The following is a 25,681-nucleotide window of genomic DNA, read 5'->3' on the forward strand; positions in this document are numbered from 1 at the left end:
TCCCGGGGAGAACCGTGCACCTCAAGAGCCTGACGTTGAAGGGCTTCAAGTCCTTCGCCTCGGCCACGACGCTGCGCCTGGAACCCGGTATCACGTGCGTGGTCGGGCCCAACGGGTCGGGCAAGTCCAACGTCGTGGACGCCATCAGCTGGGTGCTCGGTGAGCAGGGGGCCAAGGCGCTGCGCGGCGGCAAGATGGAGGACGTCATCTTCGCCGGCACGTCCGGCCGCGCCGCCCTGGGCCGCGCCGAGGTGACCCTGACCATCGACAACTCCGACGGCGCGCTGCCCATCGACTACGCCGAGGTGTCGATCACCCGTCGGATGTTCCGCGACGGCGCGGGCGAGTACGAGATCAACGGCGACCGTGCCCGGCTGCTCGACGTCCAGGAGCTGCTGAGCGACTCCGGCATCGGCCGCGAGATGCACGTCATCGTCGGGCAGGGCCAGCTCGACTCGGTGCTGCAGAGCAAGCCCGAGGACCGCCGCGCCTACATCGAGGAGGCCGCGGGCGTCCTCAAGCACCGGAAGAGGAAAGAGAAGGCCCTCCGCAAGCTCGACGCGATGCAGGCCAACCTCACCCGTCTGACCGACCTCACCGGCGAGCTGCGCCGTCAGCTCAAGCCGCTGGGCCGGCAGGCGGAGATCGCGCGCCGGGCCCAGGCCGTGCAGTCCGAGCTGCGCGACTCCCGGCTGCGGCTGGCCGCCGACGACCTGGTGACGCTGCGGGACCAGCTCGCCCAGGAGGAGGCCGACGAGTCGCAGGCCCGCGCCCGTCGCGCCGAGGTGGAGGAGCAGCTGTCCGTCGCCCGCGTCGAGCAGGAGCGGCTGGAGGCCGCCCTCGCCGAGGACGCGCCGCGCCTCGCCGCCGCGCAGGACACCTGGTACCGGCTCTCGGCGCTCACGGAACGGCTCAACGGCACCGTCCGGCTCGCGCAGGAGCGCGCCCGCCACCTCGCCGACGCGGGTGAGGCGCGCACGCCCGGCCGCGATCCCGACCAGCTCGACGCCGAGGCCGACGCCGCCGCCGAGCAGGAGGAGCTGCTCGTCGCGACGGTCGAGGAGGCCCGGGAGCGTCTCGCCGGCATCACCGAGGAGCGCACCGACCACGAGCGCACCCTCGCCGCCGCCGAGCGCGCCCATCTCGCTGCGGTCCGGGCCCTGGCCGACCGCCGGGCCGGGTTGGCCACCCTGGCCGGCCGGGCCGAGGCCCTGCGCAGCGGGGCCGCCGCCACCGCGGAGGAGATCGAACGCCTCTCGGAGGCGCTCGCCGAGGCGCAGGAGCGCACGGCCGTCGCCGAGACCGAGCTGGAGACCGCCCGCGAGGCCCTCGGCGACGCCGACGACGGCGACTCCGGCCTCGCCGCGCGCACCGCGGAGGCCGTCGAGGCGCACAAGAGCGCCAGGGCCCGGGTCGCGGAGCTGGTGGCCCGCGAGCGCGAGGTGGAGAAGCAGCGCGCCCACTGGGGGGCGCGGGTCGACGCACTCTCGGTCGGCCTGGCCCGCCGCGACGGCTCCGCGGCGCTGCTGGAGGGCGAGCGCGAGGGCGTGCTGGGCACGGTCCCCGGCCTGGTCACGGTGGCGCCCTGGGCGCGCACGGCGGTGGCGGCGGTGCTGGGCGAGCTGGCCGACGCCGTCGTGGTGCAGGGCGCCGAGGCGGCGGCGGAGGCGATCCGCGAGCTCCGCACCCGCGACGCGGGCCGCGCCGCGCTGGTGGTGGGTTCCCAGGTTCAGGAAAGCCACTTTCAGGACCTCTCGCGACAGCAGAGTGGCTTTCCTGAACCTCCGGCGGGCGCTCGGTGGGCCCTCCAGGGGGTCACTGCTGCGCCTTCCCTCGCCGCTGCCGTCTCCCGGCTCCTGGCCGGGGTTCTGGTCGTGGACGATCTCGACATCGCGCGGGCGGTCGTCGGCGCCGACCCCGCCGTCACCGCCGTCACCGCCGACGGCGACGTGCTCGCCGCCGACCGGGCCCACGGCGGGTCCGGCACCGCGTCGAGCGCGCTGGACGTGCAGGCCGCCGTCAACGAAGCGGTCGAGGCGCGCGACCAGGTCGAGGAGGAGCTGGCCGGGCTGCTACCGACGCTGGAGGGTGCGCGCGCCGAGGAGGCCGCCCGGCTCGCCGACGCCGAGGCCGCCCGCTCCGCCCAGAACGCCGCCGACCAGCGCCGCGCCGCCGCATCCGCGCAGCTCGGGCGCTTCGAGCAGGCCGTGGGCTCGGCGACCGCCGAGGCCCAGCGGCTGCGCGCCCGCCGCGACGCCGTCGAGACCCGCCGTTCGGACTCCCTGCTCGCGCTGGAGGCGGCCGAGAAGCAGCTGGCGGTGGCCGAGGACGAGCCCGTCGACGACGAGCCCGACACCGAGATCCGCGACGCCGCCGCCGACGCGCTGGCCACCGCCCGCTCCGACGAGGTGGAGGCCCGGCTGGCCCTGCGCACCGCCGAGGAGCGCGCCCGCGCCGTCACCGGCCGCGCCGACGCGCTGCGCCGCCAGGCCACCGCCGAGCGTCACGCCCGGGAGCGCGCCGCCGCGGCGCGGGTGGCACGCGAGCACGGCGCGCGGATCGCGGCGCTCGTCGTCGACGCGGGAGAGCGGGCGTGCGAGCGCATCGCCGTCTCTCTCGCCGCGGCCGCAACGGAACGCGACGCGGCCGCGGCCGCCCGCGACGCCCGCGAGCGCGCCCTGGGCGAGGCCCGGCTCACCACCACGCGCCTGACCGGGCTGATGGAGAAGCTCACCGACGCCGTGCACCGCGACGAGGTGCTGCGCGCCCAGAACCGGCTCCGGCTGGAGCAGCTCACGGAGAAGGTGCTGTCGGACCACGGGCTCGGCGTCGAGGACCTGGAACGCGAGTACGGGCCGGAGGCGCCCGTGCCCGCGTCCGCGTCGGAGATGGCCGAGTACGAGGCGGCGAAGGAGCGCGGTGAGGACGTCACCCCGCCGCCGGCCATGCGGTACGACCGCGCCGACCAGCAACGCCGTGAGAAGCGCGCCGAGAAGGACCTCGTGCTGCTGGGCAAGGTCAACCCGCTCGCGCTGGAGGAGTTCGCGGCCCTGGAGGAGCGCTACCGCTTCCTCTCCACGCAGCTGGAGGACCTCAAGAACACCCGCCGCGACCTGCTGACCGTCGTCCGCGAGGTGGACGACAAGATCCTCGAGGTGTTCGCGCAGGCCTACGCGGACGTCGCGCGCGAGTTCGAGATCGTCTTCCAGACGCTGTTCCCCGGCGGCGAGGGTCGGCTGATCCTCACCGACCCCGACGACATGCTCACCACCGGCGTCGAGGTGGAGGCGCGGCCACCGGGCAAGAAGGTCAAGCGCCTGTCGCTGCTCTCCGGTGGCGAGCGCTCGCTCACGGCCATGGCGCTGCTGGTGGCGATCTTCCGCGCCCGCCCGTCGCCGTTCTACATCCTCGACGAGATCGAGGCGGCGCTGGACGACGTGAACCTGCGCCGGCTGATCTCGCTGATGGAGGAGCTGCGCGAGACGAGCCAGCTCATCGTGATCACGCACCAGAAGCCGACGATGGAGGTGGCGGACGCCCTCTACGGCGTGAGCATGCGCGGCGACGGCATCACGACGGTGATCAGCCAGCGCCTCCGCACGGCTCCCCACCCGACCCCGACGAACGGCACGGTCGTCGCCTAGGTTCCGACGACCGTGCCGTTCGGCGGAAGGGCGGGTGCGCGGTGCGGGAGCGGGGTGTGGGGGGGCGGTCGCCCCGGCATGATCGCCGCCGGCCGCACCTTGATGCCCACCGCAGGCGCTGGAGTGCGGTTCCCGGCGATCACGCGGGCGCGCCCATTTCATGATCATTGCCGGGCCGCACCCTGCGGCCGTCGCCGGGACCGCGCCGTGCGCGGCGACGCGATCATGGCCGGGGCGCTCGTCGTGCGGCGCGGCATGACAGGGTGGGACCGTGACCACGGAGACCCTGTGGATCGTCGTCGCGGTCGTCGCGGCGGTCCTGCTCATCGCCCTCGTGTCGGGGCTCGTGCTCCGGCGACGGCGCCGGATCAGCCTGCGGGATGCGGAGGAGCTCGAGGGCGGAACCCGCCCCGACACCGCCCCGCCCCGGCGTGGCGGCACCTACCAGGCCGAGAGCGGCTTCAGCTTCTCCTCGGGCGGCGCGGTAGACACCCCGCCCGCGCCCGCTCCGACGGAGCCGCCCGCGCCCGCTCCGACGGAGCCGCCCGCGGCCACTCCGACGGAGCCGCCCGCGGCCACGTCGACCGAGCCGCCCGCGGCCGGGCCGACCACCCCGGATGCGTCTGCCCCGTCGACGGCACCCAGCTCGCCGCCGGCGCCGGCCAGCCCGACGCCGCCGACCGCGCCGGCCGATCTGACGGCGCCGACGGCGCCTCCCAGCTCGACGACGCCGTCGGCGCCGGCCAGCTCGACCGAGCAGACCAGCAGGACCGAGCAGACCAGCCCGACCGAGTACGCCGGCCCGACCGAGCAAGTCAGCCCGACCGAGTACGCCGGCCCGACCGAGCAAGTCAGCCCGACCGAGTACGCCGGCCCGACCGAGCAGGCGGGCCCGACCGCGCCTGCCGCTCCGGCCGACGTCGCTCCGCCGCACACGGACCAGCCCGCGGCCCCGCCCGTCCCGGAGTCCGCGGCGTCGCCAGCCGCGCCGCCCGCCGCCGCTGCGCCGCCCGCCGCCGCCCCGGCCGACGACATCGCCCCCGCCGAAGGCCGCATGGAGCGGCTGCGGGGGCGGCTCGCCCGGTCCCGGTCGGGCTTCGGCCAGGGGCTGCTGGGCCTGCTCGGCGCCGGAGACCTCGACGAGGAGTCGTGGGAGGACGTCGAGGCCACGCTGCTGCAGGCCGACCTCGGGCCCGACATGACCCTCGAGCTGGTGGGCACGCTGCGCACCGAGATGGCGCGGCGCGCCGTCCGCACCCCCGGCGAGGCCCGCACCCTGCTGCGCGACGTCCTCACCGACGCGCTGGGCACCGACCAGGACCGCTCCATCCGTGCGCTGCCCCACGACGGCAGGCCCGCGGTGCTGCTCGTCGTCGGCGTCAACGGCACGGGCAAGACCACCACCACCGGCAAGCTCGCGCGGGTGCTCGTCGCGGGTGGACGGCACGTGGTGCTCGGCGCGGCCGACACGTTCCGGGCCGCGGCGGCCGAACAGCTCATGACGTGGGGTGAGCGCGCCGGGGCCACCGTCGTGCGCGGGCCCGAGGGGGCCGACCCGGCCAGCGTCGCGTTCGACGCGGTCAAGCAGGGGGCCGAGGAGGGCGCCGACGCGGTCCTGCTCGACACCGCGGGCCGGCTGCACACCAAGACGGGCCTGATGGACGAGCTGGGCAAGGTCAAGCGCGTGGTCGAGCGGCAGTCCGAGGTGGACGAGGTGCTCCTCGTCCTCGACGCCACGACCGGCCAGAACGGGCTGACCCAGGCCCGGGTCTTCGGCGACGTGGTGAAGGTCACGGGGATCGTGCTGACCAAGCTGGACGGTACGGCCAAGGGCGGCATCGTCTTCCGGGTGCAGCGCGAGCTCGGCGTGCCGGTGAAGCTCGTCGGCCTGGGGGAGGGTCCTGACGACCTGGCGCCGTTCGAGCCCTCGGCATTCGTCGACGCCCTGCTCGGCTGAATGATCCAGTTCCGGGTTCGGTAATCCGGACGTAACCTCCGGCTCCGACCAGTTCACTGGTACGCAACAAACGGTGTCGTTCATCGAAACACGTCACCCTGAGTATTCCCTCCAGCCTGGCCGACAGCAGGAGGGAAACCGTGCTCAATTCCGGAGACACCGCGTGGGTACTCGCGAGCGCCGCGCTCGTGATGCTCATGACCCCGGGTCTGGCGTTCTTCTACGGCGGAATGGTCCGTAGCAAGAGCGTCCTCAACATGCTCATGATGAACTTCATCTCGCTCGCCGTGGTCGGCGTGCTGTGGGTCCTCTACGGCTTCAGCCTGGCCTTCGGCAACGACATCGGAGGCGGCCTCCTCGGCGGCTTCGAGTTCGTCGGGCTGCAGAACACCGTCGGCCAGCTGGCCGGGTTCGCCGTCGCCGCGAACGCCCAGACGGGCGTCGCCGCCGTCGCGTGGCCCGGACCGGATGCCCTTCCGGTGCTGGCCTTCGCGATGTTCCAGCTGATGTTCGCAGTGATCACCCCGGCCCTGATCTCGGGTGCGGTCGCCGACCGTCTCAAGTTCTGGAGCTGGACGGTCTTCGTGGCCCTGTGGGTCACGATCGTGTACTTCCCGGTCGCCCACTGGGTGTTCTCGTTCGACGGTTTCGTGGGGGCCGATGCGGTCGGTGGCTGGATCGCCAACGTCAGCAAGCTGGGCGCCCTCGACTTCGCGGGTGGTACGGCGGTCCACATCAACGCCGGTGCGGCGGGTCTCGCACTGGCGATCGTGCTCGGCAGGCGGCGCGGCTGGCCCAAGGAGCCGATGCGGCCGCACAACCTGCCGTTCACGCTCCTGGGGGCCAGCCTCCTGTGGTTCGGCTGGTTCGGCTTCAACGCCGGCTCGGCCCTGACCGCGGGCGACCTCGCGTCCGTCGCGTTCACCAACACGATGGTGGCCACCTCGGCGGCCACGATCGGGTGGCTGATCACGGAGCAGTTCCGGGACGGCAAGCCCACCACCCTCGGCGCCGCGTCCGGTGCCGTCGCGGGCCTGGTCGCCATCACCCCGGCGGCCGGCTACGTCAGCCCGCTGGGCGGCATCGCGATCGGCTTCATCGCCGGCATCGTGTGCGCGCTGGCCGTCGCGCTGAAGTTCCGCTTCGGCTTCGACGACTCGCTCGACGTCGTGGGCGTCCACCTCGTCGGTGGTCTCGTGGGCACGCTGCTGATCGGGTTCTTCGGCACCACGAGCGTCAACTCACTCGGGGCCAACGGCCTGTTCTACGGCGGCGACGCCACGCAGCTCGGCAAGCAGGCCATCGCGGCCTTCTCGGTGCTGCTGTACTCGTTCATCCTCACCGCGCTGCTCGCGCTGCTCATCAAGTACACGATGGGCTTCCGGGTCAGCGACGAGGACGAGGTCACGGGCATCGACGAGACGGAGCACGCCGAGACGGCGTACGACTTCTCGACGCTCCGCGGTGGTGGAACGTTCAGCGGCGTCCACTCGGCCGTCAACGCCGCACCGGTCGCGGTCACCGCAAGCAAGGAGAGCTGAGGCATGAAGCTCGTCACGGCGATCGTCAAGCCGTTCGTGCTGGAGGACGTGAAGGGGGCGCTGGAGCAGATCGGCGTCCTCGGCATGACGGTCAGCGAGGTGCAGGGATACGGCCGGCAGAAGGGCCACACCGAGGTCTACCGGGGTGCCGAGTACTCCGTCGACTTCGTGCCGAAGGTCCGTGTGGAGGTCGTCGCCGACGACGCCCTCGCGGACAAGGTGGTCGACGCGGTCGTCGAGGCCGCGCGTACCGGCAAGATCGGTGACGGCAAGGTCTGGGTCACTCCGGTCGAGAGCGTGATCCGGGTTCGCACCGGGGAACGTGGGCACGACGCGATCTGATCCGATCGCAGGGAGGGGCCCGTCGCGCAGCGCTGCTGCGCAGCGGGCCCCGGTCCGTCCGGGAGGGAGTTCGACCATGATGCTCGTGACGGCGATCGTGAAGCCCTTCGTCCTGGGCGACGTCCGCGCGGGGCTCGACGACCTCGACGTGGCCGGAATGACGGTCAGCGAGGCGGTGGGCCCTGTCCCCGCGGTGCGCGTCGAGCTGCTCGTCGAGGACGACTTCGTGGAGAAGGTGGTGGAGACGGTCACGCAGGCGGCACGGACGGGGGCCGTCGGGGACGGCAGGGTGTGGGTGGTCCCCGTCGACACGGTCGTGCGTGTGCGTACAGGCGAGAGGGGCGTCGACGCGTTGTGAGGACGGGGGACGGGGCGGCATGACGGTAGTGAGCTCGGGATCGGCCGAGGACCTGGTCCGGGCGAAGGCGGTGCTGCTGGATCCGGGAGTGGGGAAGCGCAGGCTCGGACCCGAGGCGCTGCGCACGGCACTGGTCGACCTCCACGACTTCTGGCTGGCCTCGCGCTGCGCCGCGATCGGGCTGAACGAGAAGGCGTCGCTCGTGGCGGTGGGGGCCCTGGGGCGCCGTGAGCTGGCGCCCTACTCCGATCTCGACCTGGTGCTGCTGCACGACGGACGCCAGGACGTCGACCGGCTGGCCGATCAGCTCTGGTACCCGCTGTGGGACGCCGGCATCGGCCTCGACCACTCGGTGCGCACCCCCGGGCAGGCCGTGCAGGTGGCGGCCACCGACCTGCGGGCGGCCTTCGGGCTGCTGGAGCTGCGGCACATCGCGGGCGACCCGGCGTTGTCGGACAAGGTGTCGACGGCCGTGCGGCAGGCGTGGCGGGCGGGCATCCGCAACCGCTTCGACGAGCTGGCCGACGCCGCGCACGCCCGCTGGACGAAGGTCGGTGACGTCGCGCACCGCGTGGAGCCCGACCTCAAGAACGGCCACGGCGGCCTGCGCGACATCCAGCTGATCGACGCGCTCGCCGCCGCCCAGCTCGTCGACCGGCCGGCGGGCGACGTGCTCGAGGCACGCCGGCTGCTGCTCGACGTGCGCACGGAGCTGCACCGGATCTCCGGTCGCGCCCGTGACGTGCTGCGCGCCCAGGAGGCCGACGAGGTCGCCACCACGCTGGAGATCGCCGACCGCTTCGAGCTCGCGCGAGCGCTCTCCGGAGCGGCCCGCTCGGTCGCGTTCGCGGCCGAGGTGGGGCTGCGCCAGGCCCGGGGCGCCCTGCCCCGGCGCGGGCTCGCCGCCCTGCGCCGCGCCCCGGTGCGGCGCCCGCTCGACACCGGCGTCGTCGAGCACGCCGGGGAGGTCACCCTGGCCCGCGACGCCGCCGCCGCCCGCGACCCCGCCCTCGTGCTGCGGGTGGCCGCCACGGCCGCGCGCACCGGGCTGCCGGTGGCCGCCGGCACACTGCACCGCCTCGCCGACACCGCCCCCGAGCTGCGCGAACCCTGGCCGCGGGCCGCGCTGGGGGAGCTCCTGTCGCTGCTGGGTACGGGGCGTCCGCTCGTCGACGTCGTGGAGTCGCTCGACCGCACCGGGCTGTGGGGGCGGCTGTTCCCCGAGTGGGGCGCGGTGCGCGACCTGCCCCCGCGCGACCGCGCCCACGTCTGGACGGTGGACCGGCATCTCGTCGAGGTCACCGCGCAGGCCGCCCGACTGACCACCCGCGTCGCCCGCCCGGACCTGCTGCTCGTCGGCTCGCTCCTGCACGACATCGGCAAGGGCCGCGGGGGCGATCACTCGGTCGTCGGCGAGTCGCTGGCCGTGCAGGTGGGGCGTCGGCTCGGTTTCAGCGAGCCCGACGTCGACGTGCTCGGGGCGATGGTCCGCCACCACCTGCTGCTGCCCCACACCGCCACCCGCCGCGACCTCGACGACCCGGCCACCGTCACGCGCGTGGTCGAGACGCTGGAGACGGCGGTCCCCGGCGCCGGCAGCCTGCTGCTGGAACTGCTGGAGGCGCTCGCCGAGGCCGACTCGCTGGGCACCGGTCCCGGCGTCTGGAGCCCGTGGAAGCGCGTGCTGATCGGGGACCTCGTCCGGCGCTGCCGGGCCCTGCTGGCCGGGGAGCCGCTGCCGGCGCCCAGCGCGCCGAGTGCTCCGGAGCTGGACCTGGCCCGTGCGGTCGTCGACGACGGGCGTCCGCAGCTGCGGGTGGACGACACCGTCGATCCGGCCACCGTCCTCGTCGCGATGGCCGACCGGGTCGGGTCGCTCGCCGCGACCGCCGGGGTGCTGGCGCTGCACTCGCTGGAGGTGCACGCCGCCGAGCTCTACGCGGTGTCGGCGCACGGCGGAGGGCTGCCGGCGAGCGTGCCCGACGGTGTCGCGATGTTCGCGTTCACGGTGTCGCCGCGGTTCGGCGGCCTGCCCGATCCCGCGTTGATGCGCTCGGACCTCGTGCGCACGATCGACGGCAGCCTCGTCCTCGCCGACGCGCTGGCCCGCAAGGAGCGCGACTACGCCCCCATGGCGCCGTCGGGTGAGCCGGCGGCGCCGCCCCGCGTGCTGTGGTTCGACGACGAGGCGACGGGTGCCGTGGTGCTGGAGCTGCGGGCCACCGACCGGATCGGCCTGCTGCACCGGGTCGCCGCCGCGCTCGAGGACTGCTCCGCCGACCTGCGCTGGGCGCGGGTGGCCACGCTCGGGGCGTCGGTGGTCGACTCGTTCTGCATCGACGCCGGCGACGCCGGGGTCCTGCCGGCCCAGCGCCGCCGCATCGAGCAGGCGGTGCTGGCCGCGGCGCGGTGAACTGCCGACTCGCGCACGGAATCCTGCCGACTCGCGGGCGGGAAACCGCCGACTCGCGGGCGGAAGACCGCCGACTCGCGGGCGGGAAACCGCCGACTCGCGGGGTGGGGGGCGCGAGTCGGCGGTTCTCCGTGCGCGAGTCGGCGGATTTCCGCGGCCGAGTCGGCACTCAGCCGTGGAACTGCTCCGCCCGTTCCAGGACCCCGGCCTCGCCCGTCGCGTCCTCGCGGATCTCCTCCAGCTCGTCGGCGTCGAGGTCGGGCTCGCCGGCGTGGGCGGCCTCGCCCGCGGCGAGCTGCTCGTCGGCCTTCGCCAGGAGCCGGTGTCCGCTGGCCAGCACCGCGATGGCCACGAGCACCGCACCCGAGGCGATCCAGAACGGCACGTGCACGTTGAGGCGCTCGGCCAGGATGCCCGCCGCGAACGGGGCGAGCCCGCCGCCGATGAACCGGATGAACCCGTACGCCGCCGACGCCACGGGCCGCTCGACCGGCGAGACCAGCATGACGGCCTGCGTGGTCAGGGTGTTGTTCACGCCGATCATGGCGCCGGCGGCGATCACGGCCACCACGAGCGTGGCCTTCGAGTCGGTGAACGCGGCGATCACGGCGAGCACGACGGCGAACAGGAACAGGTTGACGTACAGCGTGGGGGCCGTGCCGAACCGCCGTTGCAGCCGCGGGGCCACGAACACCGAGAACAGGGCCACGAGGATGCCCCAGCCGAAGAACACCATGCCGAGCTGGTAGATCGACAGGCCCATCGGGAACGGGACGTAGCCGAGCATCGTGAAGAAGCCCCAGTTGTAGAGCAGCGCGGTGATGCCCATCGTCAGCAGGCCGCGGTGGGCCAACGCCGTCAACGGCTCGCCGAGCGACTGCCGGTGCACCGGCTTCGGGGTCGTCGGCACGAGCACGACGGTGGCCACCAGCGCGATGCCCATCAGGACGGCCACGCCGAAGAACGGGCCGCGCCAGGAGATGTTGCCCAGCAGCGCGCCGAGCAGCGGCCCGCACGCGATGCCGACGCCCAGCGCGGTCTCGTAGAGCACGATCGCGCCGGCGAACCCGCCGGTCGCCGAGCCCACGATCACGGCCAGCGAGGTGGCGATGAACAGCGCGTTGCCCAGGCCCCAGCCGGCGCGGAAGCCGACGATGCCGCCGATGGAACCGGACAGGCCCGCGGCGGCGGCGAACACGACGATGATCGCGAGTCCAGCGATCAGCGTGGTCTTCGCGCCGAGGCGGCTCGACACCCAGCCCGTGACCAGCATGGCCACCGCGGTGACCACGAGGTAGCTGGTGAACAGCAGCGTCACCTGGCTGGGCGAGGCGTTCAGCTGCGTGGACAGGGCGGGCAGGATCGGGTCGACGAGCCCGATGCCCATGAACGAGATGACGCAGGCGAACGCGACGGCCCAGACGGCCTTCGGCTGCTGGAACGGGCTCGCTGCGGGAGCAGCGGTGGTCATGAGATGCCTGTCGAGACGAGTGTGGTGATCGCCGGCACGGCCGCCGCGAGGGCGGCGCGGTCGTCGGCGTCGAGGGTGTCGATCAGGCCCGCGAGCGTCTCGGCCCGCCGCGCGCGCCGTTGCGCGAGCAGGTCGCGGCCCGCCTCGGTGACGGCGATCTTGACGCTGCGCCGGTCCTGGTCGTCGGGCGTGCGCTCGACCAGTCCCTGCGCGACCAGCCGCCCGATCAGGCCGGTCATGGACGGCTGGGTGACCGCGGCCGCGTCGGCGAGGTCGGTGAGCCGCATCGGCCCGCTCCTGGCGAGCACCGACAGCGTGGACGCCGCGACGAGACTGAGCCCGTTGCGCGGGCTGAGCCGGGTGAGCAGGACGACGAGCTGGTCGACGCCCTCGGCCACCTCGAGCCGATCGATCGTGTGCATGCCTAATGTATAGCACTGCTATGTAAATCTCGCCGCTGTCACGTGTAGGACATCCCGCTGTCACATGTGAAGATCACCGGCGTGAACACGGGGAACACGGCGTACGTGCTCGGATGCGCGGCTCTGGTGATGCTCATGACGCCGGGCCTGGCGTTCTTCTACGGCGGCATGGTCCGCGCGAAGAGCGTGCTCAACATGATGATGATGAGCGTGGTGGCGCTCGGCGTCGTCACGCTCGTCTGGGTGTCGGTCGGCTTCTCGCTGGCCTTCGGGAACTCCAACGGCGGGCTGATCGGCGACTTCTCGTTCGTCGGCCTGCGCGACACCACCGCGGTGGTGGGGGCGGGCATCCCGCTGCAGGTCTTCGCGATGTTCCAGCTCATGTTCGCCGTGATCACCGGTGCGCTGCTGTCCGGGGCCGTCGCCGACCGGGCGCGGTTCTGGCCGTGGGCCCTGTTCGTCGGGGTGTGGACGCTGGTGGTCTACGTGCCGCTCGCGCACTGGATCTTCGCCGTCGACGGCTTCGCATCGGCCCACGGCGGCTGGATGGCCAACGCCCTGCGCGCACTGGACTTCGCGGGGGGCACCGCCGTCGAGATCAACTCCGGCGCGTCGGCCCTGGCCTTGGCGCTCGTGCTCGGGAAGCGCCGCAACTGGCCCCGCGAGCCGATGCGTCCGCACAACCTCCCCAACGTCCTGCTGGGCACCGGCCTGCTGTGGTTCGGCTGGTTCGGCTTCAACGCCGGCTCCGCGCTGGCCGCCGGCGCCGTCGCGGGCAACGCGTTCGTCACGACGATGACGGCATCGGCCGCCGCCGTCATCTCCTGGCTCGCGCTCGAGCACCGCCTCGACGGTAGGCCCACGAGCCTCGGTGGAGCCTCGGCCGCCGTAGCCGGGCTGGTGGCGATCACCCCGGCCTGCGGGTTCGTCGACACGGTCGGTGCGCTCGTGATCGGCCTGCTCGCCGGCGTGGTGTGCCAGCTGGCGATCCGGCTCAAGTACCGGCTCGGCTACGACGACTCGCTCGACGTGGTGGCGATCCACGGCGTCGGCGGTCTGCTCGGCATGCTGCTCATCGGGTTGTTCGCCACCGTGGCCGTCAACCCCGCGGGGGCCGACGGTCTGCTCTACGGTGGCGGCCTCGGTCAGCTGGGCAGGCAGGCGGTGGCGGTGCTCGCCACCGTGGCGTTCGCGTTCACCGTCACGTACGTGCTCGCCTGGCTGATCAGCCGCACCATCGGGTTCCGCGTGGACCCGGAGGTGGAGTCCGAGGGCATCGACGAGGCCGAGCACGCCGAGACCGCCTACGACTTCACGCCGCTCACCTCGTCGATTGGACGCACCACATGATCCTCGTGACCGCCATCGTCAAGCCGTTCGCCCTCGGCGACGTCAAGGACGCCCTCGAACGCCTCGGCGTGCTCGGCATGACCGTGAGCGAGGTGCAGGGCTACGGGCGCCAGAAGGGGCACACCGAGGTCTACCGCGGCGCCGAGTACACCGTCGACTTCGTGCCGAAGGTGCGCGTCGAGGTCGTGGTGGCCGACGAGGTGGCGGGCAAGGTCGTCGACGTGGTCGTCGAGGCCGCCCGCACCGGCAAGATCGGCGACGGCAAGGTGTGGACCACCCGCGTCGAGCAGATCGTGCGCGTCCGCACCGGCGAGCGCGGCGCCGACGCGCTGTAACCGCCGACTCCGGAACGAACGGGCGAATCCCCCGTTGCTACGGTGTGAACGACCCGGTGTGCCTCGCCCTGCCCGGCCGGACCCTCCTGCTCGTGGCCGGGATGCCGGGGCCGGGAAGTCCACGCTGCTGGCCGGGCTGCTCCCGCGGGACGGGATGGTGGTGCTCGACTCCGACGCCCACCGCGCCGCGCTCCACGGCCTCCTGCCCGGGGTGCCCTACGCCGCCTACCGGCCGCTGGTGCACCTGTGGCACCGGCTCGCGGTGCTGGTCGCGGCGTTCTCGGCGGCGCCCACGGTGGTGGTGCACCTGCCCGCCACCGATCCCGGCACGCGCGCCGCCGTCGCCCGCCTGGCCGCGCTCACCGGCCGCTCGGCCCACCTGCTGTGGCTGCAGGTCGAGGCCACCGAGGCGCGGCGCGGCCAGCAGGAACGCGGCCGGGTGGTGCCCGAGGCGTCCTTCGTCGCCCACGCCGAGCGGGCGGCCCGGCTGCCCCGTGCGGACGAGGGGTGGGCCGCCCTCACCGTTCTCGACCGCCGCGCGGCCCGCGCGGGGCTGCTGCTGGAGACGGGGGCACCGGCCCCAGTAGGGTTGTAGAGGTGTTCAACGACCTCTCCGAACGTCTCAGCGACACGCTGGCCGGACTGCGCGGCAAGGGCCGCCTCTCCGAGGCCGACATCGACACCACCGCGCGCGAGATCCGCATCGCGCTGCTGGAGGCCGACGTCGCGCTGCCGGTGGTCCGGGCCTTCGTGGCGAAGGTCAAGGAACGGGCCAAGGGTGCGGAGGTCTCGGGGGCGCTGAACCCGGCCCAGCAGGTCGTCAAGATCGTCAACGAGGAGCTCGTCGGCATCCTCGGCGGCGAGACGCGGCGCATCCGGCTGGCCAAGGAACCGCCCACGGTCATCATGCTCGCCGGCCTCCAGGGTGCCGGTAAGACCACGCTCGCCGGGAAGCTCGCCCACTGGCTCAAGGGCCAGGGCCACACCCCGCTGCTCGTGGCGTGCGACCTGCAGCGCCCCAACGCGGTCAACCAGCTGCAGATCGTCGGCGACCGCGCCGGGGTCTCCACCTTCGCGCCACATCCGGGCGCGTCAGCGACCGGTCAGACAGCGGAGCCGGGCAACGGCACGGGCGACCCCGTCGACGTGGCCCGCCGCGGTGTCGCGCACGCCCGCGAGAAGCACTTCGACGTGGTCATCGTCGACACCGCGGGCCGCCTCGGCGTCGACGAGGAGCTGATGCGCCAGGCGTCCGACATCCGCGACGCCACCCGCCCCGACGAGACGCTGTTCGTCGTCGACGCGATGATCGGCCAGGACGCCGTGGCCACGGCCGAGGCGTTCCGCGACGGCGTCGGGTTCACCGGCGTGGTGCTCACCAAGCTCGACGGCGACGCCCGCGGTGGTGCCGCGCTGTCGGTCCGCGAGGTCACCGGCCAGCCCATCCTCTTCGCGTCCACTGGCGAGAAGCTCACCGAGTTCGACGTCTTCCACCCCGACCGGATGGCCTCGCGCATCCTCGGGATGGGCGACCTGCTCACGCTCATCGAGCAGGCCGAGGGCGCGTTCGACCAGGAGCAGTCGGCCGCGGCCGCGCAGAAGATGGTCAGCGGCGAGCTGTCGCTGGAGGACTTCCTCGAGCAGATGATGGCCATCCGCAAGATGGGGCCCATCGGCAACATCCTCGGCATGCTCCCGGGCGCCAACTCCGGGCAGATGAAGGACGCGCTGGCGCAGGTCGACGACCGCCAGCTCGACAAGCTCCAGGCCATCATCCGGGGCATGACGCCGGCCGAGCGCAACGACCCGAAGATCATCAACGGGTCACGGCGGCTGCGCATCGCCAACGGCTCGGGCGTGGCTGTCAGCGACGTCAACGACCTGGTCACGCGGTTCTTCGAGGCCCGCAAGATGATGAAGCAGATGGCCGGGCAGTTCGGCTTCGGCGGCGGCTCGCGCAGCGCCACGAAGAAGCTGGCGAAGAGCCGCAAGGGCAAGAAGGGCAAGGGGCGGCCCACGCCGTCGCGCGCGCTGCCCGCGGGGATGGGGATGCCCGATCTCTCCGGCCTGCCGCCGTCGCTGCAGCAGCTGCCGCCGGGGCTCGACCAGCTGCCTCCCGGGTTCGACCCGAGCAAGCTCAAGTTCCCGAAGGGCAAGTAGCCCGTGTACCGGTTGCGCGGTGTGGCGCTCGGGCTGGGTGGGAACGCTGACGCAGCGGAGACGGTGGAGCTCTTCGTCGGGGACGACGGGCGGTTCGTCGACGTCCCCCTGCCCGACGCCGAGACGATCATCGACGGCGGGTTCGTCGTACCCGGGCTCGTCGACGCGCACTGCCACGTGGGGCTCGGCCCGTCCGGGCCCGTCGACCTCGAGGAGGCCGACGCGCAGGCGCGCACCGACCGCGACGCCGGGGCGCTGCTGCTGCGCGACTGCGGCTCGCCGGTCGACACGTCGCCGCTGCAGGCCCGCGCCGACCTCCCGGAGATCATCCGCGCGGCCCGGCACGTCGCGCGGCCGAAGCGCTACATCCCGGGCCTCGCGGTCGACCTCGACGACCCCGCGCTGCTGCCCGAGGTCGTGGCCGAGCAGGCCGCGGCCGGCGACGGCTGGGTCAAGCTCGTCGGCGACTGGATCGACCGCGGCGTCGGCGACCTCGCCCCCCTGTGGCCCGACGACGTGCTGGTCGCCGCGATCGGGGCCGCCCACGCCGCCGGGGCCCGCGTCACCGCGCACGTCTTCGGCTCCGACGCCCTGCCCGGCCTGGTGAACGCGGGCATCGACTGCATCGAGCACGGCACCGGCCTCACCGACGACGTCATCGCCGAGATGGCCCGCCGCGGCACGGCCCTGGTGCCCACGCTGATCAACGTCGAGACGTTCCCCGGCATCGCCGACTCGGCGTCGAAGTACCCCGTCTACGCCGCCCACATGCGGGAGCTGCACGCCGGGGCCGGTGACGTCGTGCGGCGGGCGGTCGAGGCCGGGGTGCCCGTCTACGCGGGCACCGACGCGGGCGGCGGCATCGCCCACGGCCGGATCGTCGACGAGATCGACGCGCTGCGCGCCGCCGGGCACCCCGACGCCCTCGGCGCGGCGAGCTGGGCGGCGCGGGAGTGGCTGGGCCGGCCGTCCTTCGCCGTCGGCCACCCGGCGGACCTCGTGGTCTACCGGTCCGACCCGCGCCTCGACCCGTCGGTGCTGCGGGAGCCCGAGCTCGTGATGCTGCGGGGCCGTCCCGTCGCCCGGTAGGAGTCACCGTCCTACCGGGCCAGGGCCCCCGTCGCCTCGGTGCCGCGGCGTAGAAGCGGGAGGTGCCGGGGTCGTGCGCCATCGCGGTCGGTGCCGCTCCACCGCAGCCACGGCCCGACGTCACCGTCCAGGGCGAGGGAGAAGGTGCCGACCGACGGGGCGGCGTCGCGGACGAGCCGCCCGGCGCCGGTGCCGTCGAGGTCGACCGTCAGCTGGCCACAGGGTGCTTGACCGTCACCGTCCGGTTCGCGGGCCCGCCGCGCACGACCACCCACCGGGATCGGCGGCCACCCCGTGTCGACCCACTGTCCGACATGTCCGATCCGGTCCGGGAGCGAGATCGGGGGTGGTGCGCACCCCGATCGGGGGTACCGGGCCGGGCGTCTGCCGCGAGGCCGACGGCGGCCTCACGCCGCGGCCGGTAGCGTCGATCACGTGGGACCAGGGGACGAGGGGACGGCACGGCCGACCGAGGGCACCGGCGACCGCTCCGGCGCGGGCGGGAGCGGTCCCGTGATCGCCCACGACGTGCCGGGCCCGACCGGCGCCACCCCCGACGGGCCCACTCCCGACGGGTCCGCCGCCGTGGCCGGGCCTCCCGAGCGGGCCGCGGCCCCGGACCGGCCGGTCGCCGAGCCGCCGGTTTCCGGGGGCCCGGCCGGGTCACCTCCCGCGGAGCCTGCGGGTTTCCCGCTGTACCCGCCGTACCCCGACCCGCCGGCGAACGCCGGCCCGTGGGGTCCGGCGGCTCATGCCGGACCGCAGGGCCCCTACGGCCCGCCGGGGCCGAACGCGTACGCGGGCCCGTGGGGCCCGCCGCCGTACGGCGCACCTCCGGCGCCGTGGGGCGCGCCCCACGGTCCGGGATGGGGTCCGCCGCCGGGTCCGCCCGGCGCCTACCCGGGCCCCGGACCTGCGGGAATGCCGCCGCCCCGACCGGTCCGCACCCACCGGTGGGGGCTCGGCGCCTACCTCGTCGTCGAGGCCGTCTTCCTGCTCGCCTCGGTCGCGGTGGCCGCGGTCCTGGGTGAGCGGCTCTCGTCGTCGGCCGGGGCGCTGGCCACCGCACTGGTGGTGCCCACGCTCCTCGCCGCCGGCACCGCGATCCTGATCACGGTGTGGCGCGGCAACGGCCCCCGCATCGACCTGGGCCTGCAGTTCTCCTGGCGGGACGTCGGCCTCGGGCTGGCCTTCGGTTTCGGCGGGCTCGTGATCACGATTCCCGCGTCGCTGCTCTACGTCGCGATCGCCGGTGACGAGACGACGTCGGCGGTGGGGGAGGAGTTCGGCGGCATCCGGTCGGGTCCGTGGATGGCCGCGCTGGTGTTCGTGATCGTGGTGTTCGTCGCACCGCTGTGCGAGGAGATCGTCTACCGCGGGCTGCTGTGGGGGGCCGTCGAGCGGCTCGGGGCCCACCGCTGGTGGGCGCTGGTGATCACCACCGTGGTGTTCGCGCTGGCCCACTTCGAGTTCACCCGCACCCCGCTCCTGCTCGTCGTGGCCATCCCCATCGCGCTGGCCCGCCTCTACACGGGACGGCTCGTGGCCGGGGTCGTCGCGCACGCCGTGAACAACCTGCTCCCGGCCGTCTCGCTGGTGATGATGCTTCTCGGCGTCCTGCCGGGGACGTGACGCACGCCGTCTGGCACAATGGGCGATCGGTTCTGCGGTCGGCCCTCTACCAGCCGCAGCCACACACGTCGAGCGACGCGCAGCCCGTAACCCCACGCGAGCAGCACGGCCTCATCGCCGAACCAACTGATCACAGGGAGCAGTACACAGCGTGGCCGTCAAGATCAAGCTGATGCGTCTGGGCAAGATCCGTCAGCCGTACTACCGCATCGTCGTCGCCGATGCCCGCAACCGCCGCAGCGGCCGGGCCATCGAGACCATCGGCAAGTACCACCCGAAGAATGAGCCGAGCCTCATCGAGGTCGACTCGGACCGGGCGCAGTACTGGCTGGGTGTCGGCGCGCAGCCCACCGAGCCCGTGCAGCACCTGCTCGAGATCACCGGTGACTGGCAGAAGTTCAAGGGTCTGCCCGGCACCGAGGGCACCCTCAAGCCGCAGCCCGAGAAGGTCGACAAGCTCGCCCGCTTCAACGCGGCGCTGGCGGCCATCGACAACGAGCCGACCTCCGACGCCACCACGCCGAAGAAGAAGGCCGAGAAGCGCGCCAAGGCCGATGACGCCGCCGCCGACGAGGCCGCTCCCGCGGCTGAGGCTGCTGCGACCGAGGCATGACCGCCGCCGTGCTCTCCTGCGCGGAGTCGGCGTCGTGACGGCCGTTCTGGCCGACGCGCTCGAGCACCTCGTCCGGGGGATCGTCGATCACCCGGACGACGTGCAGGTCGATCTCGTCACCAACCGCCGGGGCCGCACGCTGGAGGTCCGCGTGCACCCGGAGGACCTGGGCAAGGTCATCGGGCGCGGCGGGCGCACCGCCACGGCGCTGCGCACGGTCATCGGCGGTATCGGCGGACGGGGCGTGCGGGTCGATGTCGTCGACACCGACCGGTAGGTCCTCGACCACCGAGGTCCTCGCCGGCGTCGCCGTGCGGGCCCACGGCCTGCGCGGCGAGGTCGCCGTGGACGTCCACACGGATTCCCCGGAGGAGCGGTTCGCCGCCGGCGCGGTGCTCGTCGCGCGCCGCCCGGGGTCTCCCGACGGTGTGCTGACGGTGGAGTCGTCCCGTCCGCACTCCGGCAAGCTCCTGGTCCGCTTCGTCGAGGCCCCGGACCGCACCGCGGCCGAGGGCCTGCGCGGCACGCGACTGGTGGTGCCCACGCACGCGCTGCCCGAGCCCGAGGACCCCGACGAGTTCCACGTCCACCAGCTCGAGGGCCTGCGCGCCGAGCTCGAGGACGGCACCGTCGTCGGCACGGTCCGCGAGGTGCTGCTGGGCCCCGGCGGGGAGCTGCTGGTGCTGTCGCGCCCCGAGCTGCCCGATGCGCTGGTGCCGTTCGTGCACCAGATCGTGCCCACGGTCGACCTGGCCGGCGGCCGGGTCGTCCTCACCCCGCCCGAGGGTCTGCTCGACGTCGAGTGACGATCACCGACTCGGATGATCACCGTCGCGACGGGCGCTCCAGGTAGGTCGCGTCCGGCCGGATGAAGCCGAAGCGCCCGTAGAGGCCGTGGGCGTCGGCGGTGTGCAGCGTCCACCGGAAGTCGCGGCCCGGGCCGTCGTCGATCATCAGTTTCACCAGCGCCACGCCGAGTCCGTGCCCCCGCGTGGACGGGTCCACGAAGACGTCGGCCAGGTAGGCGAACGCCACCCCGTCGGAGACGGCCCGGGCGAACCCCACCGTCCGTCCGTCGAGGTCGTAGGCGCCGACGATCCGCCACGCGCCGTCGATCTGCTTCTCGACGTCCTCGCGCGTCCGCCAGCGGCCCCAGTAGGCGTCGGTCGACAGGTAGCGCCAGACGGCGTCCCGGTCGACCCGCTCCGGGTCGTCGTCGAGCTCGTACTGCTCCATCCCCCGAAACTAGCGCGTCAACTTTGGTTGACAATGTCCCGCGTGTCAACCTAAGTTGACAGCATGACCGATGCGACGGAGGTGGCGGCGGCGGCGTCCAGCAGGGACCCGTCCGTCGGACTCGCGGCCGTGGCGTCCCTGCGGGGGCTGCTCGAGTCGCTGGAGGAGCTGCAGGTGACGAACGCGCGCAGCCAGGGCTGGTCCTGGCAGCAGATCGCCGAGGCCCTGCGGGTGAGCAGGCAGGCCGTGCACAAGAAGTACCGACGGTTCGGCTTCTAGGGAGGCGGGTCATGTTCGAGAGGTTCACCGACAAGGCACGACGCGTGGTGGTGCACGCCCAGGAGTCGGCGCGCGAGCGGGGCGCCGACTCCCTCCGCACCGAGCACCTGCTCGTCTCGCTGTTCGCGGTGCCCGACAACCTCGCGGTCACCGTGCTGGCCGCCCACAACGTGACGCGGGCCGATATCGAGGCCGACGTCGACCGGATGCGCGGCGGCCCCGCGCCGTCCGACGCCGACGCGCTGGCCACGCTGGGGATCGACCTGGACGAGGTGCGCCGGCAGGTGGAGGAGGCCTTCGGTCCCGGCGCGCTGGACCGCACCCGGGCCGCGCAGAGCCGGGACGGCCGGCGGACCGGCTGGATCCGGTTCGACCCCTCGTCGAAGAAGGCGCTCGGGCTCGCCCTGCGCGAGGCGATCCGGCTGGAGCACCACTACATCGGCACCGAGCACCTGCTGCTCGGGCTGATCCACGAGGGGGCGGGCGGCGCCTTCCACGTCCTCGACGGGCGCGGCGTCCACCTCGGGCCGTCACGGATCCTCGTGGAGGAGCTGGTGCGCGGGAAGCGCGCGGGCTAGGAACATCCTCCCCGCGTCCGGTGGTGGCGGAGCGGACGTGGGGCGGTTCGCCGGCGGGCCACCCCAGGTCGTCCCGGCCGTCGACCCCCTCACGCGTGACGTCCACCCCGCACCGACCAGCCGCGCTCGGTGCAGGTGGAGAGCGCGGTGCGCAGGGCAGGTCCTGGAAGCCGTCCTTCGAGATCACCATGACCACGGCGGCCCCGATGCCCAGCAGCGCGCGGGTGCGCAGGCCGGCGTTCTTCGCCACCGCCTCGCGCTCGAGACCGATCGCGGTGGCGAGGACGGGGGCGAGCACGGTGGGCAGCGGCAGGCTCCACCGGTCGGGTCCTGGACCGGAGCTCCGGCGGCCCGTCTGACCTCCCGTGACAGGATCGCGCAGGTGCGGATCGACGTCGTGACGATATTCCCGGACTACCTGACCCCGCTGCGCGAGGCGCTGCTGGGGCGGGCCATCGAGGCCGGGCTCGTCGACGTCGCCGTGCACGACCTGCGGCGCTGGACCCACGACGTCCACCAGGCCGTCGACGACACCCCCTACGGCGGCGGGCCCGGGATGGTCATGCGGCCCCAGGTCTGGGGCGAGGCGCTCGACGAGGTGATCGGGGACGGCCCGGCCCGGCTGGTCGTGCCCACGCCGGCGGGCCGGCCGTTCACGCAGGCCACCGCGCAGGCCTGGGCGGGGGAGGAGCGGCTCGTGTTCGCATGCGGCCGCTACGAGGGCATCGACCAGCGCGTCGTCGACGAGGCGGCGCACCGGATGCCGGTGGACGAGGTCAGCATCGGCGACTACGTGCTCATCGGGGGCGAGGCCGCGGTGCTCGTGATGGCGGAGGCCGTGGTGCGGCTGCTGCCGGGGGTGCTGGGCAACCCGGCGTCGGCGCAGCAGGACTCGTTCTCCGACGGCCTCCTGGAAGGACCGTCCTACACGCGTCCGGTGACGTGGCGCGGGCACGACGTTCCCGACGTGCTGCGCAGCGGCAACCACGGCGCCATCGCCCGCTGGCGCCGCGACCGCGCGCTCGAGCGCACGGCCGAGCGCCGTCCGGATCTGCTGGCCGCATTGCCTGACGAAGCCCTGGACAAGGCCGACCGGGCGTTCCTCGCCACCCTCGGCGAGCTTCCCTGAACGCGTCTGGCACTATGGTCGAGAGCTCACGCGCCCAACCGGGCCTGCCGAGCGCGCCTCCAGTCTCCACCTTGGGACGGCGCCCCACGTTAGACCGCTATCACGGACCGAGGACGGATCTTCGCGATGAACACCCTTGACGCCCTGGACGCAGAGCTGCTGCGCTCCGACATTCCCGCCTTCCGGCCGGGCGACACGCTCAAGGTGCACGTGAAGGTCATCGAGGGAAACCGCTCCCGCGTCCAGATCTTCCAGGGCGTGGTCATCCGCCGTCACGGCGCCGGGGCTCGCGAGACCTTCACGGTCCGCAAGATCTCGTTCGGCGTCGGCGTGGAGCGCACCTTCCCCGTGCACTCGCCCAACCTCGACCGTATCGAGGTATTCACTCGCGGCGATGTCCGTCGCGCGAAGCTCTACTACCTCCGTGACCTGCGCGGCAAGGCTGCGAAGATCAAGGAGAAGCGCGAGACCACCCCGGCGTCCTGACGACGGCGGGCAGGATTGACGTAGCCTCGTGGGCGTGGCCCTTCCCGAGCTCCCCGACGACCGGCGGGCCTCGCCTCGGCGGTACGAACCGGCCGAACGGCCGGATTCCTCCCGGCACGGCGTGAACACCCCTCCGTCGGGGCAGCGGCCCTCCGTGCCGCCTCCCGGGCGGCAGCAGATCCCACCGGGCGGGCCACTCCCGAGCACCCCGTGGCCGGTCGACGGCCACGGCGTCATCGGGGCGAACGGCCGGCCGAAGCCGGTCGTCGGGCACCCCCGCGACCTCACGTCGGCCTCGGGGCGGCAGGCCGCGGTCCCGCCGCCGCCCCGAGGCGGCAGCCACCCGAACGGTGTGGCCAACGGCCGGCCTCCCGTCGGCCGCCCCGTGCCCAACGGGCAGGCCCCGAACGGGCGCCCCCGTGGCCAGGCCCCGTCCGGTCCGTCGTCCGCCATCGGCCCGGCCCGCCGGCCCGGTCCGGTCGACGACGAGCCCACCGTGGTCCACGGCCGGCTCGTCGGCCTGCCCGAGCCCGACGAGGCGCCGGGTCGCCACCGCCGTCGCGCGGGTGAGTCGCCCGACGGCCGCCCCGCCTCCTCCTACCAGGCCGAGGCCGCCGCCGTGAGCGGCCGCAAGGCCAAGCCCGGCCGCCGCCGGCGCCCCGCGTTCTGGAAGGAGCTCCCGCTCCTCATCGTCGTGGCGTTGCTGCTCACGTTCCTGATCCAGACGTTCCTCGCGAAGGTCTACGTGATCCCGTCGGGGTCGATGGAGACCACGCTGCACGGCTGTACCGGTTGCAACAACGACCGCGTGCTCGTCGACAAGGTCACCTACCGGTTCAGTGACCCCCGCCCCGGCGACGTCGTGGTGTTCCGTGGCCCCGACAGCTGGAACAGCGAGTTCACGGCTGATCCGCCCGGCAACATCGTGGTCCAGGGCCTGCAGCAGCTCGGCTCGCTGATCGGGCTCGCCCCGCCCGACGAGAAGGACTTCGTCAAGCGCGTGATCGCCGTCGGCGGCCAGACCGTCCAGTGCTGCGACAGTCGCAACCGCGTCCTCGTCGACGGCAAGCCCCTCGACGAGCCCTACATCTACTACCTGCCCGAGGCGGGACGGGCCCGGCAGGACACCTTCGGGCCGGTCACGGTCCCGCAGGGTGAGCTGTGGATGATGGGCGACAGCCGCAACAACTCCGCCGACTCGCGCGTGCCCGGTCACGGGCCGGTGCCGGTGGCGAACGTCATCGGCAAGGCCCGGCTGATCGTGCTGCCGTTCTCCCGGTTCGGCGGCATCCCCGATCCCAACCCGCAGACCAGCACCGCGCTCGGGATGACCGGCGGGTCGGACTCCACCGTGCCGCTGGGGGTGGCCGTGATCGGCGCCTTCCCGCTCCTGCTCGGGCGGCGCAGGCTCGACCGTCTCGACGCCGAGCTCGACGGGTTCCTGCCGGGCCGTCGTACGCGGCGGCGTTGATCTCACCCCGCATGCCCGCACGTCGCCGTACCGCCCGCCGGCCACCGGAGCTGCTCCCACCCGAGCTGCGCCCGGCCCGCGCCGTCGTCCGCCGCTCCGCGGGCACGTGGACGCTCCAGTCCACCCTGCAGCGCCACGGTCTCGGGCCCGTCGCCGGCGTGGACGAGGCCGGTCGAGGGGCCTGCGCGGGCCCGCTGGTGGTGGCCGCCTGCGTGCTGCGCCCGGGCGACGCCAAACGGCTCGACGGTCTCACCGACTCCAAGCTGCTCACCGCCGCGGCCCGCGAGGAGTACTTCGCGCTGATCACCTGCCGTGCGGAGGACTTCGCCGTGGTCGTGATCCCGCCCGACGAGGTCGACCGGCGCGGCGTGCACGTGGCCAACATCGAGGGCATGCGCCGGGCCGTCGCCCGTCTGGCCTCGCCGCCCGGGTACGTCCTGACCGACGGTTTCCCCATCCGGGGGTTCGGCCGCCCGACCCTGGCGGTGCAGAAGGGCGACCAGGTGGCGGCGTGCGTGGCGGCGGCATCGGTGCTGGCCAAGGTGACCAGGGACCGGATCATGGTGGAGCTCGACGCGCAGTGGCCGCAGTACGGCTTCGGCGTGCACAAGGGCTACTGCACCCCGGTGCACGACGCCGCGCTGGCGGAGCACGGGCCGAGCGCGGTGCACCGCTACTCGTTCGTCAACGTCCGGGCGGCGAACGTCCGTGCCGCCGTCGTGCCTCCGGCCGCACTGGTCCACAATGGGTTGCTACCCGTCGGGACCTCCGGCGCGGGTGTCGAAGGAGGTACGCAGCCGTGAGCGCCGAGGATCTCGAGAAGTACGAGACCGAGATGGAGCTCACGCTCTACAAGGAGTACCGGGACATCGTGTCCCAGTTCTCCTACGTCGTGGAGACCGAGCGTCGTTTCTACCTGGCCAACTCCGTGGACGTGGCCGCCCGCAACGCCGACGGCGAGATCTACTTCGAGGTCCGCATGTCCGACGCGTGGGTGTGGGACATGTACCGCCCGGCGCGCTTCGTCAAGAACGTGCGGGTGCTGACGTTCAAGGACGTCAACGTCGAGGAGCTCGACAAGCCCGACCTGCGGCTCCCCGAGGGTAACCAGTTCGGCTCCTGAACCGGGTCGAAGATCGCGAGTTGTCCCCATCGGGGTCCGGCTGTCCACAGAT

25 protein-coding genes and 3 pseudogenes are annotated in these 25,681 nt (G+C 73.5%); 23 read left to right on the plus strand and 5 right to left on the minus strand.

The features are described 5' to 3' along the window. The first annotated feature begins 14 nt into the window (after positions 1–14). The 6 genes from smc (at position 15) to BGP03_RS14460 (ending at position 10,255) form a co-directional block, all read left to right on the plus strand. Positions 15–3,644: a chromosome segregation protein SMC gene (gene smc, locus BGP03_RS14435; RefSeq protein WP_296375877.1), complete on the plus strand. Its 3,630-nt coding sequence runs from the start codon at positions 15–17 to the stop codon at positions 3,642–3,644. 271 nt (positions 3,645–3,915) lie between these two features. Next, positions 3,916–5,601 carry a signal recognition particle-docking protein FtsY gene (gene ftsY, locus BGP03_RS14440; protein WP_299736519.1) on the plus strand — a complete coding sequence of 562 codons (1,686 nt, stop codon included), beginning with the start codon at positions 3,916–3,918 and terminating at the stop codon, positions 5,599–5,601. A gap of 140 nt (positions 5,602–5,741) precedes the next feature. Further along, positions 5,742–7,142, plus strand: coding sequence for an ammonium transporter (locus tag BGP03_RS14445; protein WP_298801085.1), 1,401 nt, complete (start codon positions 5,742–5,744; stop codon positions 7,140–7,142). Positions 7,143–7,145: 3 nt separating this feature from the next. Beyond that, positions 7,146–7,484 (plus strand): P-II family nitrogen regulator, encoded by a 339-nt coding sequence (locus BGP03_RS14450; protein WP_296375883.1) that lies wholly within the window; start codon positions 7,146–7,148, stop codon positions 7,482–7,484. 76 nt (positions 7,485–7,560) lie between these two features. Next, on the plus strand, positions 7,561–7,842 hold the full coding sequence (locus BGP03_RS14455; RefSeq protein WP_298801086.1) for a P-II family nitrogen regulator: 282 nt from the start codon (positions 7,561–7,563) through the stop codon (positions 7,840–7,842). 19 nt (positions 7,843–7,861) lie between these two features. Continuing rightward, entirely contained in the window at positions 7,862–10,255 is a 2,394-nt protein-coding gene (locus BGP03_RS14460) for a [protein-PII] uridylyltransferase (RefSeq protein ID WP_298801087.1), read from the plus strand. Between the two features lie 169 nt (positions 10,256–10,424). Here BGP03_RS14460 and BGP03_RS14465 read toward each other — a convergent pair whose 3' ends face one another. Both BGP03_RS14465 and BGP03_RS14470 read right to left on the minus strand, forming a co-directional pair. After that, positions 10,425–11,726: an MFS transporter gene (locus tag BGP03_RS14465; RefSeq protein ID WP_296375889.1), complete on the minus strand. Its 1,302-nt coding sequence runs from the start codon at positions 11,724–11,726 to the stop codon at positions 10,425–10,427. After that, complete coding sequence (locus BGP03_RS14470) at positions 11,723–12,148, minus strand: MarR family transcriptional regulator (RefSeq protein ID WP_296375891.1); 426 nt, start codon at positions 12,146–12,148, stop codon at positions 11,723–11,725. Before BGP03_RS14470 ends, BGP03_RS14465 begins: the two co-directional genes overlap by 4 nt. 81 nt (positions 12,149–12,229) lie before the next feature. Between BGP03_RS14470 and BGP03_RS14475 the strand changes: the two genes are divergently transcribed. The 5 genes from BGP03_RS14475 to BGP03_RS14495 all read left to right on the plus strand — a co-directional run bounded on the left by BGP03_RS14475 (position 12,230) and on the right by BGP03_RS14495 (position 17,082). After that, positions 12,230–13,498: an ammonium transporter gene (locus BGP03_RS14475; RefSeq protein WP_298801088.1), complete on the plus strand. Its 1,269-nt coding sequence runs from the start codon at positions 12,230–12,232 to the stop codon at positions 13,496–13,498. Further along, complete coding sequence (locus BGP03_RS14480; protein ID WP_296375895.1) at positions 13,495–13,833, plus strand: P-II family nitrogen regulator; 339 nt, start codon at positions 13,495–13,497, stop codon at positions 13,831–13,833. The genes BGP03_RS14475 and BGP03_RS14480 overlap by 4 nt, the downstream gene beginning before the upstream one ends. Positions 13,834–13,891: 58 nt before the next feature. Beyond that, positions 13,892–14,428, plus strand: coding sequence for an AAA family ATPase (locus BGP03_RS14485; protein ID WP_298801089.1), 537 nt, complete (start codon positions 13,892–13,894; stop codon positions 14,426–14,428). Between the two features lie 2 nt (positions 14,429–14,430). Continuing rightward, on the plus strand, positions 14,431–15,993 hold the full coding sequence (gene ffh, locus BGP03_RS14490) for a signal recognition particle protein (RefSeq protein WP_296375899.1): 1,563 nt from the start codon (positions 14,431–14,433) through the stop codon (positions 15,991–15,993). A gap of 63 nt (positions 15,994–16,056) precedes the next feature. Further along, complete coding sequence (locus BGP03_RS14495; protein WP_296375901.1) at positions 16,057–17,082, plus strand: amidohydrolase family protein; 1,026 nt, start codon at positions 16,057–16,059, stop codon at positions 17,080–17,082. Between the two features lie 11 nt (positions 17,083–17,093). Here BGP03_RS14495 and BGP03_RS14500 read toward each other — a convergent pair whose 3' ends face one another. Beyond that, positions 17,094–17,357, minus strand: coding sequence for a hypothetical protein (locus BGP03_RS14500; RefSeq protein WP_296375903.1), 264 nt, complete (start codon positions 17,355–17,357; stop codon positions 17,094–17,096). A 160-nt stretch (positions 17,358–17,517) separates the two neighbouring features. Here BGP03_RS14500 and BGP03_RS14505 point away from each other — a divergent pair, with 160 nt between their 5' ends. From BGP03_RS14505 to rimM, 4 genes are all read left to right on the plus strand, one after another. Continuing rightward, a complete protein-coding gene (locus BGP03_RS14505) occupies positions 17,518–18,714 on the plus strand; it encodes a CPBP family glutamic-type intramembrane protease (RefSeq protein ID WP_296375904.1) in 1,197 nt (398 codons plus the stop codon). 151 nt (positions 18,715–18,865) lie between these two features. After that, positions 18,866–19,327, plus strand: coding sequence for a 30S ribosomal protein S16 (rpsP, locus tag BGP03_RS14510; RefSeq protein WP_296375906.1), 462 nt, complete (start codon positions 18,866–18,868; stop codon positions 19,325–19,327). A 34-nt stretch (positions 19,328–19,361) separates the two neighbouring features. Continuing rightward, on the plus strand, positions 19,362–19,604 hold the full coding sequence (locus BGP03_RS14515; RefSeq protein WP_296375907.1) for an RNA-binding protein: 243 nt from the start codon (positions 19,362–19,364) through the stop codon (positions 19,602–19,604). Next, positions 19,582–20,133 (plus strand): ribosome maturation factor RimM, encoded by a 552-nt coding sequence (rimM, locus tag BGP03_RS14520; RefSeq protein ID WP_296375909.1) that lies wholly within the window; start codon positions 19,582–19,584, stop codon positions 20,131–20,133. Before BGP03_RS14515 ends, rimM begins: the two co-directional genes overlap by 23 nt. A 19-nt stretch (positions 20,134–20,152) precedes the next feature. On the opposite strand, the gene BGP03_RS14525 is transcribed toward rimM, so the two are convergent. Then, the gene (locus BGP03_RS14525) at positions 20,153–20,563 is read right to left on the minus strand and encodes a GNAT family N-acetyltransferase (protein ID WP_296375910.1); all 411 of its coding nucleotides are present in this window, start codon (positions 20,561–20,563) and stop codon (positions 20,153–20,155) included. A 63-nt stretch (positions 20,564–20,626) separates the two neighbouring features. Here BGP03_RS14525 and BGP03_RS14530 point away from each other — a divergent pair, with 63 nt between their 5' ends. From BGP03_RS14530 to BGP03_RS14540, 3 genes and pseudogenes are all read left to right on the plus strand, one after another. After that, positions 20,627–20,842, plus strand: a complete 216-nt coding sequence (locus BGP03_RS14530; RefSeq protein ID WP_296375915.1) for a helix-turn-helix domain-containing protein — start codon at positions 20,627–20,629, stop codon at positions 20,840–20,842. Between the two features lie 11 nt (positions 20,843–20,853). Continuing rightward, positions 20,854–21,045, plus strand: a pseudogene (locus BGP03_RS14535) (Clp protease N-terminal domain-containing protein); the annotation flags it as partial. A 30-nt stretch (positions 21,046–21,075) separates the two neighbouring features. Further along, a pseudogene (locus tag BGP03_RS14540) lies at positions 21,076–21,420 on the plus strand (Clp protease N-terminal domain-containing protein); the annotation flags it as partial. A 175-nt stretch (positions 21,421–21,595) separates the two neighbouring features. Here the strand turns inward: BGP03_RS14540 and BGP03_RS35915 are convergent. Beyond that, positions 21,596–21,907, minus strand: a pseudogene (locus BGP03_RS35915) (MgtC/SapB family protein); the annotation flags it as partial. Here BGP03_RS35915 and trmD point away from each other — a divergent pair. The 5 genes from trmD to BGP03_RS14570 all read left to right on the plus strand — a co-directional run bounded on the left by trmD (position 21,803) and on the right by BGP03_RS14570 (position 25,629). Further along, on the plus strand, positions 21,803–22,549 hold the full coding sequence (trmD, locus tag BGP03_RS14550) for a tRNA (guanosine(37)-N1)-methyltransferase TrmD (RefSeq protein WP_296375917.1): 747 nt from the start codon (positions 21,803–21,805) through the stop codon (positions 22,547–22,549). The pseudogene BGP03_RS35915 and the gene trmD overlap by 105 nt on opposite strands. A 126-nt stretch (positions 22,550–22,675) precedes the next feature. Next, the gene (rplS, locus tag BGP03_RS14555) at positions 22,676–23,035 is read left to right on the plus strand and encodes a 50S ribosomal protein L19 (RefSeq protein ID WP_296375918.1); all 360 of its coding nucleotides are present in this window, start codon (positions 22,676–22,678) and stop codon (positions 23,033–23,035) included. A 520-nt stretch (positions 23,036–23,555) separates the two neighbouring features. Beyond that, on the plus strand, positions 23,556–24,506 hold the full coding sequence (gene lepB, locus BGP03_RS14560; protein ID WP_296376032.1) for a signal peptidase I: 951 nt from the start codon (positions 23,556–23,558) through the stop codon (positions 24,504–24,506). Positions 24,507–24,517: 11 nt separating this feature from the next. Then, positions 24,518–25,309 (plus strand): ribonuclease HII, encoded by a 792-nt coding sequence (locus tag BGP03_RS14565; RefSeq protein ID WP_296375920.1) that lies wholly within the window; start codon positions 24,518–24,520, stop codon positions 25,307–25,309. After that, positions 25,306–25,629 (plus strand): DUF2469 domain-containing protein, encoded by a 324-nt coding sequence (locus tag BGP03_RS14570; RefSeq protein ID WP_232662437.1) that lies wholly within the window; start codon positions 25,306–25,308, stop codon positions 25,627–25,629. The genes BGP03_RS14565 and BGP03_RS14570 overlap by 4 nt, the downstream gene beginning before the upstream one ends. Positions 25,630–25,681: the final 52 nt, after the last annotated feature.

Origin of the sequence: Pseudonocardia sp. 73-21, assembly GCF_001899645.1 — a bacterium.
Taxonomy (GTDB): domain Bacteria; phylum Actinomycetota; class Actinomycetes; order Mycobacteriales; family Pseudonocardiaceae; genus Pseudonocardia.